The organism is Acidovorax sp. GW821-FHT10E03 (assembly GCF_059415205.1).
In genome coordinates this window covers 80,470-95,814 of the sequence record NZ_JBWKMU010000001.1, presented here as the reverse complement: position 1 = coordinate 95,814, position 15,345 = coordinate 80,470, and the positions used below count along the sequence as shown (strand labels likewise).

General features: G+C 67.5%; 12 protein-coding genes. 4 read left to right on the top strand and 8 right to left on the bottom strand.

Going from position 1 to position 15,345, the window contains the following annotated elements; genetic code table 11:
- Positions 1-98 precede the first annotated feature (98 nt).
- The 4 genes from AC07OD_RS00400 to AC07OD_RS00385 all read left to right on the top strand — a co-directional run bounded on the left by AC07OD_RS00400 (position 99) and on the right by AC07OD_RS00385 (position 5,483).
- On the top strand, positions 99-2,126 hold the full coding sequence (locus AC07OD_RS00400) for a transglutaminase TgpA family protein (RefSeq protein WP_494594550.1): 2,028 nt from the start codon (positions 99-101) through the stop codon (positions 2,124-2,126).
- A 215-nt stretch (positions 2,127-2,341) separates the two neighbouring features.
- Entirely contained in the window at positions 2,342-3,418 is a 1,077-nt protein-coding gene (gene mltB, locus AC07OD_RS00395) for a lytic murein transglycosylase B (protein WP_494594548.1), read from the top strand.
- Positions 3,419-3,717: 299 nt separating this feature from the next.
- On the top strand, positions 3,718-4,716 hold the full coding sequence (locus tag AC07OD_RS00390; protein WP_369641911.1) for an ABC transporter ATP-binding protein: 999 nt from the start codon (positions 3,718-3,720) through the stop codon (positions 4,714-4,716).
- A 5-nt stretch (positions 4,717-4,721) separates the two neighbouring features.
- Complete coding sequence (locus tag AC07OD_RS00385) at positions 4,722-5,483, top strand: ABC transporter permease (protein WP_218294445.1); 762 nt, start codon at positions 4,722-4,724, stop codon at positions 5,481-5,483.
- Between the two features lie 276 nt (positions 5,484-5,759).
- Here the strand turns inward: AC07OD_RS00385 and AC07OD_RS00380 are convergent, their stop codons facing one another.
- The 8 genes from AC07OD_RS00380 to AC07OD_RS00345 form a co-directional block, all read right to left on the bottom strand.
- Entirely contained in the window at positions 5,760-6,848 is a 1,089-nt protein-coding gene (locus AC07OD_RS00380) for an LLM class flavin-dependent oxidoreductase (protein ID WP_218340654.1), read from the bottom strand.
- A 153-nt stretch (positions 6,849-7,001) separates the two neighbouring features.
- On the bottom strand, positions 7,002-7,952 hold the full coding sequence (locus tag AC07OD_RS00375) for an ABC transporter substrate-binding protein (RefSeq protein ID WP_494594545.1): 951 nt from the start codon (positions 7,950-7,952) through the stop codon (positions 7,002-7,004).
- A 24-nt stretch (positions 7,953-7,976) separates the two neighbouring features.
- Complete coding sequence (locus AC07OD_RS00370) at positions 7,977-8,912, bottom strand: ABC transporter substrate-binding protein (RefSeq protein WP_494594543.1); 936 nt, start codon at positions 8,910-8,912, stop codon at positions 7,977-7,979.
- A 164-nt stretch (positions 8,913-9,076) separates the two neighbouring features.
- A complete protein-coding gene (locus AC07OD_RS00365; protein ID WP_494594541.1) occupies positions 9,077-10,963 on the bottom strand; it encodes an amino acid ABC transporter permease/ATP-binding protein in 1,887 nt (628 codons plus the stop codon).
- Between the two features lie 75 nt (positions 10,964-11,038).
- Positions 11,039-11,626: a GNAT family N-acetyltransferase gene (locus tag AC07OD_RS00360; protein ID WP_494594539.1), complete on the bottom strand. Its 588-nt coding sequence runs from the start codon at positions 11,624-11,626 to the stop codon at positions 11,039-11,041.
- 27 nt (positions 11,627-11,653) lie between these two features.
- Entirely contained in the window at positions 11,654-12,859 is a 1,206-nt protein-coding gene (locus AC07OD_RS00355; protein WP_494594537.1) for a M20 aminoacylase family protein, read from the bottom strand.
- Entirely contained in the window at positions 12,859-14,217 is a 1,359-nt protein-coding gene (locus AC07OD_RS00350) for an LLM class flavin-dependent oxidoreductase (protein ID WP_494594535.1), read from the bottom strand. The genes AC07OD_RS00355 and AC07OD_RS00350 overlap by 1 nt, the downstream gene beginning before the upstream one ends.
- A 40-nt stretch (positions 14,218-14,257) precedes the next feature.
- Positions 14,258-15,259 carry an LLM class flavin-dependent oxidoreductase gene (locus tag AC07OD_RS00345; RefSeq protein ID WP_218386104.1) on the bottom strand — a complete coding sequence of 334 codons (1,002 nt, stop codon included), beginning with the start codon at positions 15,257-15,259 and terminating at the stop codon, positions 14,258-14,260.
- Positions 15,260-15,345 lie beyond the last annotated feature (86 nt).

The following is a 15,345-nucleotide window of genomic DNA, read 5'->3' as shown; positions in this document are numbered from 1 at the left end:
TCCGTATCCAGTGGGCCCCTGTCGCATACAGGCAAGGCGCAGGGAGCTATATTTTTTATAGCATGTCCACCACTCCAAGCCGGGCCTGGACCGTTGCCATGAACCTGCGCCGAACCCTTGTTTCCCTGCCGCGCGACGCCCGCGACACGCTCTTTCTGCTGTTCGTGATCGTCTGGGTCATCGCACCTCAGGTGTCCAACCTGCCGGTGTGGACCAGCCTGCTGGCCGGCGGGCTGCTGCTGTGGCGCGGCTGGCTCGCCTGGAAAGGCCGGCCCCTGCCCGGGCGCTGGACCGTGGGCGCCCTGCTGGTGGTGGCGGTGGCGGGCACGCTGTTCACGCACCGCACCATCCTCGGGCGCGATGCGGGCGTCACCCTGGTCGTCATGCTGCTGGCGCTCAAGATGCTGGAGCTGCGCGCGCGCCGCGACGCGATGGTGGTGTTCTTCCTGGGCTTCTTCACGATGCTCAGCAACTTCTTCTTCTCGCAGTCGCTGCTCACCGCCGCCGCCATGCTGGTGGCGCTGCTGGGCCTGCTCATGGCGCTGGTCAATGCCCACATGCCGGTGGGGCGCCCGCCCCTGGCGCAGACCTTTCGCATGGCGGGCACCATGGCGCTGCTGGGGGCGCCCATCATGGTGGCGCTGTTCATGCTGTTTCCGCGCATGGCGCCGCTGTGGGGCATGCCCGGGGAGAACCTCACGGGGCGCAGCGGCCTGTCGGGCACCATGAAGATCGGCGAGATGGCCGAGATCGCGCTCGACGAACGCGTGGCCATCCGCCTGCGCTTCGCGGGGGCGCCCACCGATGTCCCGCCCCAATCGGCGCTGTACTTCCGCGGCCCCGTCATGACGGCGTTCGATGGCCGGCAATGGCAGGCAGAGCCGTTTCGCGAAGACAGCGCCTGGGCCGCACGCGCGGCCCTGCCAGCCAACCTGCAGGTCAGCGGACCGGCCGTGCGCTACGAAGTGACGCTCGAGCCCCAGCGGCAACCCTGGCTGATGGTGCTGGAAGCCACCCCCGAGGCGCCCGAGCTGCCCAACAACATGCGGGCCTACATGACCCAGGACCTGCAGTGGATGACCTCACGCCCCATCACCGAGGTGATGCGCTACCAGGCCGTGAGCTACCCCGAGTACCGCCATGGCCCCCAGCAGTCCGTGCGGCAGCTGCGCGTGTACACGGAGCTCCCCCCCGGCTTCAACCCCCGCACCCTGGCTTTGGCCGCGCAAATGCGCGCAGACCCCGCGCTGGCCAGCGGCGGAACAAGCGCGCTGGTCAATGCGGCCCTGCAGCGCCTGCGCACGGGCGGCTACACCTACACCCTCGATCCCGGCGTCTATGGCGAACACACCGCCGACGAGTTCTGGTTTGACCGCAAGGAAGGTTTTTGCGAACACATTGCCTCGGCCTTCGTGGTGCTGATGCGCGCCCTGGATGTGCCCGCACGCATCGTCACGGGCTACCAGGGGGGTGAACGCAATCCCGTGGACGGCTACTGGACCGTGCGCAATGCCGATGCCCACGCCTGGGCCGAGGTGTGGATGGAAGGCCGCGGCTGGGTGCGCGTGGACCCCACGGGCGCCGTCTCGCCAGGCCGCGTGGGGGCGTTCCAGCGCCTGCAGGCGCCCCAAGGCGCGTTCGCGGCAGCGATGGGCGCGCTCAGCCCGGGCATGGTGCAGAACCTGCGCGCCGTGTGGGAAGCCGTCAACAACAGCTGGAACCAGTGGGTGCTCAACTACACGCAGAGCCGCCAGATGGACCTGCTCAAGGCGCTGGGGTTTGAATCCCCCAGCTGGCAGGACCTCACCACCGTGCTGGGCACCCTGGTCATCGCGGCCGCGCTGGGCGGCATGGGCTGGAGCCTGTGGGAACGCAGCCAGCACGACCCCTGGCTGCGGCTGCTGGCCCGCACGCGCCAGCGCCTGGCGCGCGCGGGCCTGCCACTGCCGGAAACCCTGCCACCGCGCGCGATGGCCGAACGGGTGCGGGCACAATTCGGGGCGCCAGCCGACGCAGTGGCAGACTGGCTGCTGCGGCTGGAGCGACTGCGCTACGCCCCCCACCCCGACACCGAACTGGGCACGCTGCGGCGCGAATTCCGCACCCTGCCCTGGCCCAAGAAATGAATCATCCCCCTGAGCGGCTTCGCCGCTCCGTGCAGCCGCCAGAGACGGCAGCCCTTCGGGGCCGTCCCAGCCTGCGCAGGCAGGCCTGGATCCGCGGCCTCCAGCTCCTTCTCTCGGCTCCGCCAGCGCGGCGGGGCTGCCCTTGCGCGGTGACGCTGGCCCGGGCCGCGCCGGTTGCGCGGCGCAGGGACACAACAAAGTAACGAACAACCGACATGAAGAAGACAGCCCGATGGGCCAATATTGCTATATTTTTAATAGCATCTTGCGCAATAACAGCAAGCGCCAGCCCCCAAAAACCCTCTAAACCCACCGCCACGAAGCAAAAGCCCGCGGTGCCCTATGCATCGCGCCCCGAGGCCCTGCAGTTTGCCGACGACCTGGCCGCGCGCCGCGACCTGGACCGCGAATGGGTGCGCCAGGCCATCGGGCAGGCGCACTTCCTACCACAGGTCCCCCGCCTCATGCTGCCGCCAGCCAAAGGCACCGCCAAGAACTGGCGCGTGTACCGCAGCCGCTTCATCGACCCCATCCGCATCCGCGCCGGCCAGCGGTTCTGGCAGGAGAACGAGGCCACGCTGGAGCGGGCCGAGCGCGAGTACGGCGTGCCCGCCGAGATCATCGTGGGCATCATCGGCGTGGAGACCATCTACGGCCAGCAGATGGGCACGTTCCGGGTGATGGACGCGCTGGCCACGCTGGCGTTTGATTTCCCGTCAACCCACCCGCGTGCCAAGGAGCGCACCGCATTTTTCCGCGGTGAGCTGGAGCAGTTCCTGAGCCTCACCAACCGCAGCGACACCGACCCGTTCGAGCCCCGTGGCAGCTACGCCGGTGCCATGGGCCTGGGGCAGTTCATGCCGTCGAGCTGGGTGCGCTATGCGATTGACTTCGATGGCGACGGCCGCGTGGACCTGTTCAAGAGCCCGGCGGACGCCATCGGCTCGGTGGCCAACTACTTCCGCGGCCATGGCTGGACGCCAGGCATGCCCACGCACTTTGGCGTGCAGTTCGACGCCGCGCGCCTGCAGCTCGACGACCTGCTGGCACCCGACATCCTGCCCACCTTCAGCGTGGCCAGCATGACAGCCAAAGGCGCGGTGCTGGATGCCCAGGGCGCGCAGCACACCGGCCCGCTGGCACTGGTGGAACTGCAAAACGGCGGCGAGCCCGCCAGCTATGTGGCAGGCACCGAGAATTTCTACGCCATCACGCGCTACAACTGGTCCAGCTACTACGCGATGGCCGTGATCGAGCTCGGCCGCGAGGTGGCGGCGGCGCGAGCGCGCTGATCCTGGCGCTGAGGCGGCCGGAGCAGGCGCACAGGGTCGACCGAGGGGCCGAGCACCGGATGGCCCGCAATACCCTTCGCGAGCCGAACTGCCTGGTGGGGCTGCGGATCGGAGCCAGCTGTGCTACCCGCACCGCACGCATCCGGTGGCGAAGGGGAAAGACCTGTCCTGGCCGCAGGGCCAAAGCGGGGTTTGCCAGCGCCTGCCAGCGCGGTTGCGCAACTCAAGCCACAATGCGTCGCTCCCCCGCTTGCCCGGCAACCGCCGCGGCGGCATGCACTATTCCTGACCACCATCCCATGCCTGCATCACCTTCTTCCATGCCCGCTGCGGACGCGATCGTCCGTGTGCGCGGCGTGAGCAAAACCTACGCTGGCGGTTTCCAGGCACTCAAGAACATCGACCTGGACATCCGGCGCGGCGAGATCTTTGCCCTGCTCGGGCCCAACGGCGCGGGAAAGACCACGCTCATCAGCGTGATCTGCGGCATGAGCAATGCCACGGCGGGCTCCATCAGCGCCGATGGCCATGACACCGTGCGGGACTACCGCGCCGCCCGCGCGGCCATTGGCCTCGTGCCCCAGGAGCTGCACACCGATTCGTTTGAAACCGTGTGGGCCACGGTCAACTTCAGCAGAGGGCTGTTCGGCAAGGCTCCCGACCCTGCTTTCATCGAAAAGATCCTGAAGGACCTGTCGCTGTGGGACAAGAAGGACAGCAAGATCCTCGCGCTCTCGGGCGGCATGAAACGCCGCGTGCTGATCGCCAAGGCGCTGTCGCACGAGCCCAAGATCCTGTTCCTCGACGAGCCCAGCGCGGGCGTGGACGTGGAGCTGCGCCACGACATGTGGCGCCTGGTGCGGGCGCTGCGCGATGCGGGCACCACCATCATCCTGACCACGCATTACCTGGAGGAAGCCGAGGACATGGCCGACCGCATCGGCGTGATCCGCAAGGGCGAGCTGATCGTGGTGGAGGACAAAAATGTGCTGATGCGCAAGCTGGGCAAGAAGCAGCTTGCACTCACGCTGCAGCAACCGATGCAGCAGATACCCGCGTCGCTGGCCCGCTGGCCACTGGTGCTTAGCCAGGGTGGCACCATGCTCACCTACACCTTTGACACCCAGCAAGAAGACACAGGCATTGCCGCACTTTTGCGCGCGCTGGCCGAACACGGGATTGACTTCAAGGACCTGCATTCCAGCGAGAGTTCGCTCGAAGACATTTTTGTGGGCCTGGTGCACCAGGACAAGGACCAGGACCACGCCCCGTCGCAACAGAAAGCATCCCGAGCATGACCGGCCTGAACCTGCATGGCGTGCGTGCCATCTATCGCTTCGAGATGAACCGTGCCTTTCGCACCTGGATGCAAAGCCTGATCGCACCGGTGCTGTCCACAGCGCTGTACTTCATCGTCTTTGGCTCGGCCATTGGCTCGCGCATGGGCGACATCGGCGGCGTGAGCTATGGGGCCTACATCATCCCCGGCCTGCTCATGCTGTCGCTGCTGTCCGAAAGCATTTCCAACTCGGCTTTTGGCATCTACATGCCCAAGTGGTCCGGCACCATCTACGAGCTGCTCAGCGCGCCGGTCAACTGGGTCGAGGTGCTGCTGGGCTATGTCGGCGCCGCAGCCACCAAGTCGCTGCTGGTATCGGTGCTCATCCTCACCACCGCCAGGGTGTTTGTGCCCTACGAAGTGGCGCATCCGGTGTGGATGGTGGGCTTTCTGGTGCTCACCGCCGTCACGTTCTGCCTGTTCGGATTCATCATCGGCCTCTGGGCTGACAGCTTTCAAAAGCTGCAGGTGATACCGCTACTGGTCATCACACCGCTGACGTTTCTCGGCGGTGCGTTCTACAGCATCAGCATGCTGCCGCCGTTCTGGCAGACCGTTTCGCTGTTCAACCCGGTGGTCTATCTCATCAGCGGGTTGCGCTGGGCGTTCTACGGCCAGGCCGATGTCCACATCGGCGTGAGCGCGGGCATGACGTTCGTGTTCATGGCCCTGTGCCTTGTCGTGGTGTGGTGGGTGTTCAAGACGGGACGGCGCATCCGGCGCTGAACGCACCGCAAGACGTGGGCTGGGCGGTGCTTCATAGAGTCAGCATTTTGAACTTGAAACAACCCGTTCGGTCTGAGCCTGCTGCAACTGGATCACCTCTTACCGCAAGACTCCTGCCCACCTTCAGCGCTGCCAGCATACAAGCAAAGGGCGGCGTGCTGGATGGCGCCGCCGCGCCCCTGGCCTCGTCGAACTACACAACGGCGGTGATACGCCGAGCTACGTGCCGGGCACCGAAAACCGCTACGCCATCACCCGCTACAACCGGTCGATCTGCTACGCCATGTCGGTGATCGAGCTGGGCAGCGACGTCGCGGCTGCGCGGTCCACGCAGTAGCCGTCGACAGTCGGGCCGGCCGCCGCTGGAACCCAGCCCAGCTCCGGCGCAATGTACTGCGCGGTGTCGCTCAGGATCTGCGCGTACTCGTGCACGTTGAAGTCATATGGCAGCTCCAGCCGCAGCTCCTGCACGCGCGGCACGATCGGGTCCTGGCGCAGGCTTTCCAGGATCTCATCGGACGTCCCCACCAGATCGCGCGCAAACAGCGTACGGCGCTCGCCCTGGGGTGCCATCGTGCGAACCTCGCGCAGCGCCGCCCAGGCTCGGTAGCGCGCCCGGCTCGCAGCATCTGCGCTGTCCAGCGGCACGACGACCCGGCCCAGCGCCACACGCGGGGCGTGGGGAGCCGACCAGTGGGCATGAAACAGTTCGAGCTGACTGCGCTGCGCCGCGAAGAAATCGTCTGTCTGCTCACCACGGTTGAGATTGCCGATCAGCAGGTGGTAGCCCTGGGCACCCGCCCACTGCGCAGACTTCAGCGACCCGCCGCCGTACCACAGTCTCTCCACGAGCCCCGCCGCATGCGGCTGCACCCGCGGGCGCTGGCGTCCTGCGGGCGACTCCACGAAAAAGTCGTCGTCGCCGAAATAATCACCGCGCAGGTTGCTGCGCAGCCGCTCCACCCGCGCGTGCGAAAAATCGATGGCCTGCGCATCGCCGTCGAACAAACGCCCGCCCAACAGCGGCCCGTAGGGTGGCGCCCCCGCACTCAGCCCCACCTGCAGGCGCCCGCGCGACAGCACGTCCACCGTCGCCAGGTCCTCGGCCAGCCGGAAAGGGTTCTCATACCCCATCTGGATCACCGCCGTGCCCAGCGCGATGCGCCCCGTGCGCTGCGTGGCGGCGGCCAGCAGCGTGGCCGCGGACGACACCGCCCGCTCCAGATGCCGCTGGCGCACCCAGGCGCCCTGGTAGCCCAGCGCTTCCCCCAGCTCGAACAGGCGCAAGGTGTCTTCCAAACCCTGCAGCGGGCTGTCCTCGGCATAGTTGCCCGGCGTCAGAAATGCGAGATGAGAAATAGCCATGGATGAAAAAGAAAAAGGATCAACAGACGCCGATCAGACCGACAGACGCCCGCAACCGGCGCGCCCCCATACCAGCGCACCCGTGGATCTGGCTTCGCCAGTCCACCGGGTGCGTCCCCCTGAGGGGGAAGTCGCGCAGCGGCTCAGAGGGCTTCAGAACTTGGGCAAGCCCGGGGGATTGGTTTCCGATTTGGGCAACGCTTCCTCCAGCAGACTCCAGCGCTGCAGCGCCTGCGTGTACTTGCCGTTCTTGATGAGCCCATTGGTGGCCAGCGTCAGCGCATCGGCCAGGCCCGAGCCCTTGCGCGTGGTGATGGCCACGTCGGACTTGAGCGGCCAGCCCGCGTTCACCGTGCCCACGAGCTTGATCTTGCCGTCCTTGGCCGCGTGGTAGGCCTGCGGCGCGTTGGGGTTGAAGTTGGCGTCGGCCCTGCCCGACACCACGCCCAGCAGCCGCGCGGCGTCGTCGTCGAAGTACACGGGCTCCACGGGCTTGAGGCCTGCGGCGACGTTTTGCTTGTTCCACTCCAGCAGGATGCGCTCCTGGTTGGTGCCCGATCCGGTGATGACCTTCAGCCCCGCAATGTCCTTGGGCTCCTTGATGGACGTGATCTTGCTGTCGGCGCGCACATAGAAGCCGTGCAGGCCCAGGCGGTAGGTGGAGAAGTCGTACTTCTCCTTGCGCTGCTCCGTCACGCCCACGTTGGAGATCACCGCGTCGTACTTGCCCGAGGTGAGCCCGAGCGGCCAGTCGGCCCAGGCAATCGGCAGCAGTTCGAGCTTGAGCCCCAGTGCGTCGGCAATCAGCTGTGCATAGTCCGGATCGAACCCCACCACGGTCTTGGCGTCGCTGGCATAGGTGGCGATGGGCGGCGCAAACGGCGCGATCGCCACGGTAAAGACGCCCTCCTTCACGAACTTGAAATTCTTCGGAATGGACTGGACGGCCGCTGCGTCTTTCTCGGCGCGGATGCGGCCCTTTTGCCCGGGGCTGAAGTCAAACGCGGTGGCCGCACCGGCCACGGTCCACGCGCAGGCCAGCGCGCACGCCGAGGCCAGGGCTACCAGGCTGCGGCGCGACAGGGAATGGAGAGTCAGAATCATGGATGGTCCTTGAAGGCTGCAGGCTTACTTCTTGGGCAAGCCAGGAGGGTTGGTGCGCGAGACCTGGATGGCCTCGGACTGCAGGTTCCAGCGCTCGAGCGCCTTGGCGTAGTTGCCGTTCTTGATCTGCGCATTCAGTGCCGTGGTGATCGCGTCGGCAATGCCCGAACCCTTGCGCGAGGTCACGGCAATCTCGGCCGCCTGCGGCCAGCCGCCCGAGAAGGTGCCTACCAGTTTCGTCTTGCCATCGCGCGCGTTGTGCGCGGCGATGCCGTTGGGGGCCAGGTACGCGTCGGCGCGGCGCGAGGCCAGCGCCAGGTACAGCACCACATCGTCGTCGTAGTACTGGATGTCCACCGGCTTAAGGCCTGCGGCGATGTTCTGCTGGTTCCAGCGCAGCAGGATCTGCTCCTGGTTGGTGCTCGCGCCGACCACGACCTTCAGGCCCGCCACATCCTTCGGCTCTTTGATGGACGTGATCTTGCTGTCGGCCTTGACATACACGCCCAGCTGGTCGTTGCGGTAGGTCGAGAAGTCGAACTTCTCCTTGCGCTCCTCGGTCACGGTGACGTTGGAGATCACCACGTCGAACTTGCCGGATTGCAGGCCCAGCGGCCAGTCGGCCCAGGCCACGGACACCAGCTCCAGCTTGCGCCCCAGGCTGTCGGCCACCAGCTGCGCGATGTCCGGCGCGTTGCCCACGGGCGTCTTGTTGTCGGTGGCATAGGCGCCAAACGGCAGCCGGCCCGTGGTGGTGCCCACGGTGAGGACGCCGTCCTTGGCGAACTTGAAATCCTTGGCGACGAGCTTGATCGCCTCGTCCACCTTCTGCGAGCGGGGGCGCGTGGGCTGCTCGGGACTCAGGTCGATGGCCTGCGCAGTCGCGTGGATGGGCGCCAGTGCGGCGATGGACGCAGCGGCCAGTGCCAGGGCTGCGAGGGTTCGGTTCACAAGGGTCATGGATCGGCTCCGGGGATGAAATGGATGGGTCAGGAAAACAGGCAAAGGGAAAAACAAAAAATCGGCAGATCACAGCGGCGCCCATGCCGCAGCCCGGCCTGGGCTAAAGGCCGGCTGACCCAGAAAGGCCGCTGCGGGTGGGGGAATGTGAGGCGGGTGGCGGCTCAGAGCACCTTGGCCAGGAACTCCGCCGTGCGGGGGTGGTCGGGCTGGCTGAACACCTTGGCGGGCGTGCCGGTTTCCAGCACGCGGCCCTGCTCCATGAAGACGACCGTGTCGGCCACCTCGCGGGCAAAGCCGATCTCGTGCGTCACGATGATGAGCGTGGTGCCGGTGCGCGCCAGCTCCTTGATCACATCGAGCACCTCGCCCACCAGCTCCGGGTCCAGCGCAGACGTGGGCTCGTCGAACAGCAGCACCTTGGGCTTGAGCGCCAGGGCGCGCGCGATCGCCACGCGCTGCTGCTGCCCGCCGGAAAGCTGCCGCGGGTAGCTGTGCGCCTTGTCGGACAGGCCCACGCGCGCCAGCAGCTCCAGCCCCAGCGCTTCGGCCTCTGCACGGGGCAGCCTGCGCACGGTGACCGGTGCTTCGACGATGTTCTCCAGCACCGTGAGGTGCGGGAACAGGTTGAAGTTCTGGAACACCATGCCCACGTCCACCCGGCGTTGGAGGATGTCCTTCTCGCCCAGCTCGTACAGGGTGTCCGCTTCCTGGCGGTAGCCGATCAGCTCGCCATCGATGGCAATGAAACCATCGTCCACGCGCTCCAGGTGGTTGATGGTGCGCAGCAAGGTCGACTTGCCCGAGCCGGACTGCCCCAGGATCACCGTGACGCTGCCGGGTGGCACCGTCAGCGTCACGTCCTTCAGCACTCGCAGGGCGCCGTAGCTCTTGGACACGCCGTGGATGGTGACTTCACCACCGCGGTTGCGCTCGCCCGTCCAGCGCGGCACGGTGGCGACGGCGGGCGTGGGCGCTGCTGCCGGTGCGGTCACCGCTGTATCACCTTGAACGGCCGCGCGCCGCGCAGGCCGCAGGCGCTGCGCAATGCCGCCGAAGATCGACGGCGGCAGGCTGCGCAGCGCGCCCTTGGAAAAATGCCGCTCGATGTAGTACTGCAGCAGCGACAGCACCGTGAGGATCACGAGGTACCACACGGTCGCCACCATCAGCAGCGGGATCACCTCCAGGTTGCGGCGGTAGATGATCTGGATGGTGTAGAACAGCTCGGGCAGGGCCAGGATGTACACGTTGGACGTGCCCTTGGCCAGCCCGATGATGTCGTTGAAGCCCGCCGGCAATATGGACCGCATGGCCTGCGGCAGCACGATGCGGAACGCCTGGCGGCGGCGCGGCAGGCCCAGGGCGGCCGCCGCTTCCAGCTGCCCCTGGTCCACCGACAGGATGCCGCCGCGCACGATCTCCGACGCGAAGGCTGCCTGGTTCAGCGTGAGGCCGATCAGCGCCGCCACGAACGGGCTGATGAGCTGCGTGGTGGGGTACGAGAAGAACGTCCAGCCGGTGAACGGCACGCCCAGGCTCACGGTCTCGTACAGGTAGCCCAGGTTGTTGATGATGAGCAGCAGCACGATGACCGGGATGGACCGGAAGATCCAGATGAAGGTCCACGACAGCCCCACCAGCAGCGGCGAGCGCGACACCCGGGCCAGCGCCAGCGCCGTGCCCAGCGTGAAGCCGAACAGCGCCCCCAGCGCGGTGAGCAGCAGCGTGCGGCCCAAGCCCACCAGCACGGGCTCCGAGAAGAAATACTCGCCGAAGATGCTCCAGCCCCAGCGCGGGTTTGTGAAGACCGAATACAGCACCAGCGCGATGACCACGGCGGCAAACACCGTGCCGGCCGCCCGTGCCCGGTAGCGCGCGGGCACGACTTTGTAGTGTGAATAGTCGCCCTTCACCGGGGAAGGGGCCAGGGAAGGCGAGGGTGTGAGGGCAGGCGCGCCGGGCGCATGGCTGTGGACACCAGGGGGCGCGGCATGGCCGGGGCCCAGCGGCAAAACGGCTGCGGCGTCCAGGGTGGTGGAGGTGGACATGGTGATGAGGTCTCGCAGGCTGTCGGGGTTCGTGGAAAAGAGCGAGGCAGGCGGGGCCGGTGTGCTTGGCGGCTTTCAGGCCGCTTGCGCCACGACCGCAGCGCGTCCCAGGCCCAGGGCGTGCGGTGTGGCGGGCGCCGTCGTCAACGTGGCGGGGGACTCCAGGCCGTCCACTGCGCGCAGAGTCTTCTCGAACGGCAGATGGCGGTACGTCTCGTGCGGCAGCGTGGTGTCGAACAGCGCCGTGTACCCGTGGCCCAGATACAGCCCGACGGCCTCGGGCTGGCGAAAGCCGGTGGTGAGGTACAGCCGCGCATAGCCCTGGCGCAGCGCCTGCGCTTCGAGCTCCCGCAGCACCTTGGCGGCGAGGCCCTGGCGGCGGTGGGCCGAGTGCGTCCACACGCGCTTGAGCTCCGCCGTGTGCGCATCGCTGTGACGCTTGAAGGCGCCGCCGCCAATGGCCTGCCCGCCGCGCAGCAGCAGTACAAAGCTGCCACCGTGCTCCGGCGTGAACAGTTCGGGCGGGTACTTCTCCATCTCGCGCTGCCCGCCTTCGCGGTCATAGAACTCGCCGTAGCGCGACTCGTACTCGTGCGACAGCTCGTCGATGAGCGGGCGGGCCAGGGGATCGGCAGGCGAGGTGTAGATGAAGCGGTCACTCATGGGGAGGGCTTTCTCGTGAAAGGGGTCTCAGGCCAGAAAGCGCTCGGCCAGCCGCACCCAGTACGTGGCCGAGGGCGCCAGGATGGCGTCGTTGAAGTCGTAGTACGGGCTGTGCAGCGATGCCCCATCGCCATTGCCCACGAACACGTAGCTGCCAGGGCGCTTGAGCAGCATGAAGGCGAAGTCCTCGCTGGCCGTGCGCGGGCGAAAGCCTGCGTCCACACGGGCTGCGCCAAAGGTGTCCAGCGCCACGCTGCGTGCCAGCTCCGTCTCGGCTTCATGGTTGAGCACGGCCGGGTAGCCGGGCCGGTACAACACATCGGCCGTGGCGCCAAAGCTCTCGGCCTGCGCGCGGGCGATGGCCGGAATGCGCTCCTTGAGCACCTCGCGCACCTCGGGCTTGAAGGCGCGGGCCGTGAGCTTGAGCTCCACGCTCTCGGGCACCACGTTGGGTGCGTTGCCTCCGTGGATCGAGCCCACCGTGACCACGCCCATGTCGAGTGGATCGACGTTGCGCGAGACCACCGTCTGCAGCGCGGTGATGATGTGCGCGCTGGCCACCACCGGGTCCACCGTCTCATGCGGCGCAGCGCCATGGCCGCCCTTGCCGCGCACGGTGATGGTGATCTGGTCCACCGAGGCCATGGCAGGCCCCGTCACGCAACCAAAGTGCCCCTCGCCCACGCAGGGCCAGTTGTGCAGGCCGAACACCGCGTCGCACGGAAAGCGCTCGAAGAGTCCCTCGCCGATCATGCGGTGGGCACCGCCGCCGTTCTCCTCGGCGGGCTGAAAGATCAGGTTGAGCGTGCCGTCGAAGCGGCCCGACTCGGCCAGGAAGCGCGCGGCCGCCAGCAGCACCGTGGTGTGCCCATCGTGTCCGCAGGCGTGCATCACACCGGCGTTCCGGCTGGCATAGGGCAGGCCCGTGGCCTCGGTGATGGGCAGTGCGTCCATGTCGGCACGGATGCCCAGGGTCTTGGTGCCCTGCCCCTTGCGCAGCGTGCCTACCAGGCCGGTGCCCGCGATGCCGGTGGCTACTTCGTAGCCCCAGGACGCGAGGCGCTCGGCCACAATGGCCGAGGTGCGGTGCTCCTGGAACGACAGCTCGGGGTGCTGGTGCAGGTCCCGGCGCAATGCCTGGAACTCGTGGATGAAAGCGGCAATGCCCTCTTCCACACTTTTCACCCGCTGCACGTCGTGTGCGGAAGCCGCTGTCGGTAATGCTGCGCCCATCACGCCACCTTCTTCTCTGGCGCCGTGGCTGCGTCCGCACCGGCCTGCGCATACCGGCTGGCCTTGCGCGGCAAGCCCAGGTGGTCGCGCAGCGTATGGCCCGGCAGCGTGCGCTGGTAGCGGCCCCGCGCTTCCAGCGCCGGGATCACATGGGCGATGAAGTCATCAAGCCCCTGCGACAGCACGGGGAAGCCCAGGATGAAGCCATCGGCCGCGCCCTCGTCCACCCAGCGGATGATCTCGTCGGCCACGCGCTCGCCCGTGCCCACGAACTGCGAGCGCGGCGTGGCGGCCTCCAGCGCCACTTCGCGCAGGGTCAGGCCGCGCGCCTTGGCGTCGGCCTTGATGCGGTCGGTGGTGGAGCGAAAGCTGTTGCGGCCGATCTCGCCCAGCTCCGGGAAGGGTTCGTCGAGCGGGTACTGGCTGAAGTCGTGGTGGTCGAAGTAGCGGCCCAGGTAGGCCAGCGCTTCATCGACCGTGAGCAGCTCGCGGATGGCCTGGTATTTGGCGTCAGCCTCTTCCTGCGTGGCGCCCACCACGGGCCCGATGCCGGGGAAGATCTTCACATCGTCGGCCTGGCGGCCATGCACCACGGCACTGGCCTTGACCTTGCGCAGAAAGCTGCGCGTCTCCTCCACCGACGGCGAATGCGTGAACACCGCATCGGCGTACTTGCCCGCCAGGCCGATGCCGGCGTCCGATGAACCCGCCTGGAAGATCACCGGCTGCCCCTGCGGCGACCGGCCGATGTTGAGCGGCCCCGCCACCTGGAAGAAGCGGCCCTTGTGGTTCAGCGTGTGCAGCTTGGCGGGGTCGAAGAACTGGCCCGTGGCGCGGTTGCGCACCACGGCGTCTTCGTCCCAGCTGTCCCACAGGCCTTGCGTCACCTGCAGGTATTCGTCGGCGATCTCGTAGCGCAGCGCATGGTCGGGGTGGTTGCGGCTGTAGTTGCTGGCCGTGCCCTCCAGCGGCGTGGTCACCACGTTCCAGCCGGCGCGCCCCTTGCTGATGAGGTCCAGCGACGCGAACTGCCGCGCCACCGTGAATGGCTCGCTGTAAGAGGTGGAGATGGTGCCCGCCAGCCCGATCTTCGACGTCGCCACGGCCAGCGCCGACAGGATGGAGATGGGCTCGAAGCGGTTCAGAAAGTGCGGGATGGACTTCGCGTTGATGAACAGCCCGTCGGCAACAAAGGCGAAGGCGATGCCGTTGGCCTCGGCCTTCCGCGTGGTCTCGATGTAGAAGTCGAGGTTGACGCTCGCGTCCGCAGGGCCTGCGGGGTGCTTCCACGAATTCATGTGGCCGCCTGCGCCATGCAGCATGACGCCGAAACGGATGGGGGATGGGGTGTAGCTCATGGTGTCTTTTCCAGGGAAAGTAATGGCCGCGCCCGGCAGCTCAGACCTCGGCGGTGGCGTAGGCACCGGCCAGCAGTTCGACCGACGCCAGCCGCTCGGCAAAGCCCGTGACGGGCGTGTCGACCACGAACTCCTCGATGCCGTAGCGCTCGCTGAGCACATCGAGCTGCTCGCGCACATGCTCGGGCGAGCCGGCGATCACGTGGGGCCGGGTTTCTTCGAGCCGGTAATCCGCCACGCCGGCCTGGCGCGCGAACTCCGCGGCCGCCTGCGCGCTGGGCAGGTTCACGCTCTGTCCGGTGGACAAATGCAGCTTGAAGACGCGCAAGGCACCCACCAGGCTTTCGGCCTCGGCCTGCGTGGGGGCCACCAGCGCATAGAGCGCCAGCGACGGGGCCCGGCCAGCGGCTTCGCGGTACACGCGCACCGTGCGCTCGATGTTGACGGGGTCGCCGTTGAAATGGCCCGCGTACGTGAAATGCCAGCCGTGGCGCGCCGCCAGCACAGCGCTGTCGGGGCTGCCGCCGAGCAGATGGCGCTCGGGCAGGCTGGGCGGTGCGGGGTAGGCCACGGCGCCCGCCAGCGCGTGGTCCGGGTCCAGCGTGCCGTGCAGGAAGGCGTCCAGCTCCGCAAAGCGCGCGCTGAAATCGGACGGCCTGGATTTGTCGTGCAGCGCCTGCAGCGCCCGCGTGGACAGCGGCAGGCCGCCGGGCGCCTTGCCCACGCCCAGGTCCACGCGGCCGGGCGCCAGCGAGGCGAGCACCTTGAAAGCCTCGGCCACCTTGAAAGGGCTGTAGTGCTGCAGCATCACGCCGCCCGAGCCGATGCGGATGCGCGAGGTGCGCGCCAGCAGATGCGCCACCAGCACCTCGGGCGCCGAGCCGGCCAGGCCCGGGTTGCCATGGTGCTCCGCCACCCAGAAGCGTCGGTAGCCCAGTTGCTCGGCGCGCTGGGCCAGCGCTACGGTGCGCTGCAGCGCCTCGGCCGCCGTGGCCCCGTCGGGGATGGGACTTTTGTCGAGCAGGGAAAGGGCGTAGGACACGGTGGAGGCAGCGAATCGCGCATGAGTGATCGATGCGGCAAATTCTGTGGCCCGGGGGCCTCCACCGGTTGCGCTAACTTTTCATA

Coding starts and splice junctions, on each gene's coding strand:
- AC07OD_RS00400 (WP_494594550.1), top strand. CDS start 99: ATGAACCTGCGCCGAACCCTTGTTTCCCTGCCGCGCGACGCCCGCGAC.
- mltB (WP_494594548.1), top strand. CDS start 2,342: ATGAAGAAGACAGCCCGATGGGCCAATATTGCTATATTTTTAATAGCA.
- AC07OD_RS00390 (WP_369641911.1), top strand. CDS start 3,718: ATGCCTGCATCACCTTCTTCCATGCCCGCTGCGGACGCGATCGTCCGT.
- AC07OD_RS00380 (WP_218340654.1), bottom strand. CDS start 6,848: ATGGCTATTTCTCATCTCGCATTTCTGACGCCGGGCAACTATGCCGAG.
- AC07OD_RS00375 (WP_494594545.1), bottom strand. CDS start 7,952: ATGATTCTGACTCTCCATTCCCTGTCGCGCCGCAGCCTGGTAGCCCTG.
- AC07OD_RS00370 (WP_494594543.1), bottom strand. CDS start 8,912: ATGACCCTTGTGAACCGAACCCTCGCAGCCCTGGCACTGGCCGCTGCG.
- AC07OD_RS00365 (WP_494594541.1), bottom strand. CDS start 10,963: ATGTCCACCTCCACCACCCTGGACGCCGCAGCCGTTTTGCCGCTGGGC.
- AC07OD_RS00360 (WP_494594539.1), bottom strand. CDS start 11,626: ATGAGTGACCGCTTCATCTACACCTCGCCTGCCGATCCCCTGGCCCGC.
- AC07OD_RS00355 (WP_494594537.1), bottom strand. CDS start 12,859: ATGGGCGCAGCATTACCGACAGCGGCTTCCGCACACGACGTGCAGCGG.
- AC07OD_RS00350 (WP_494594535.1), bottom strand. CDS start 14,217: ATGAGCTACACCCCATCCCCCATCCGTTTCGGCGTCATGCTGCATGGC.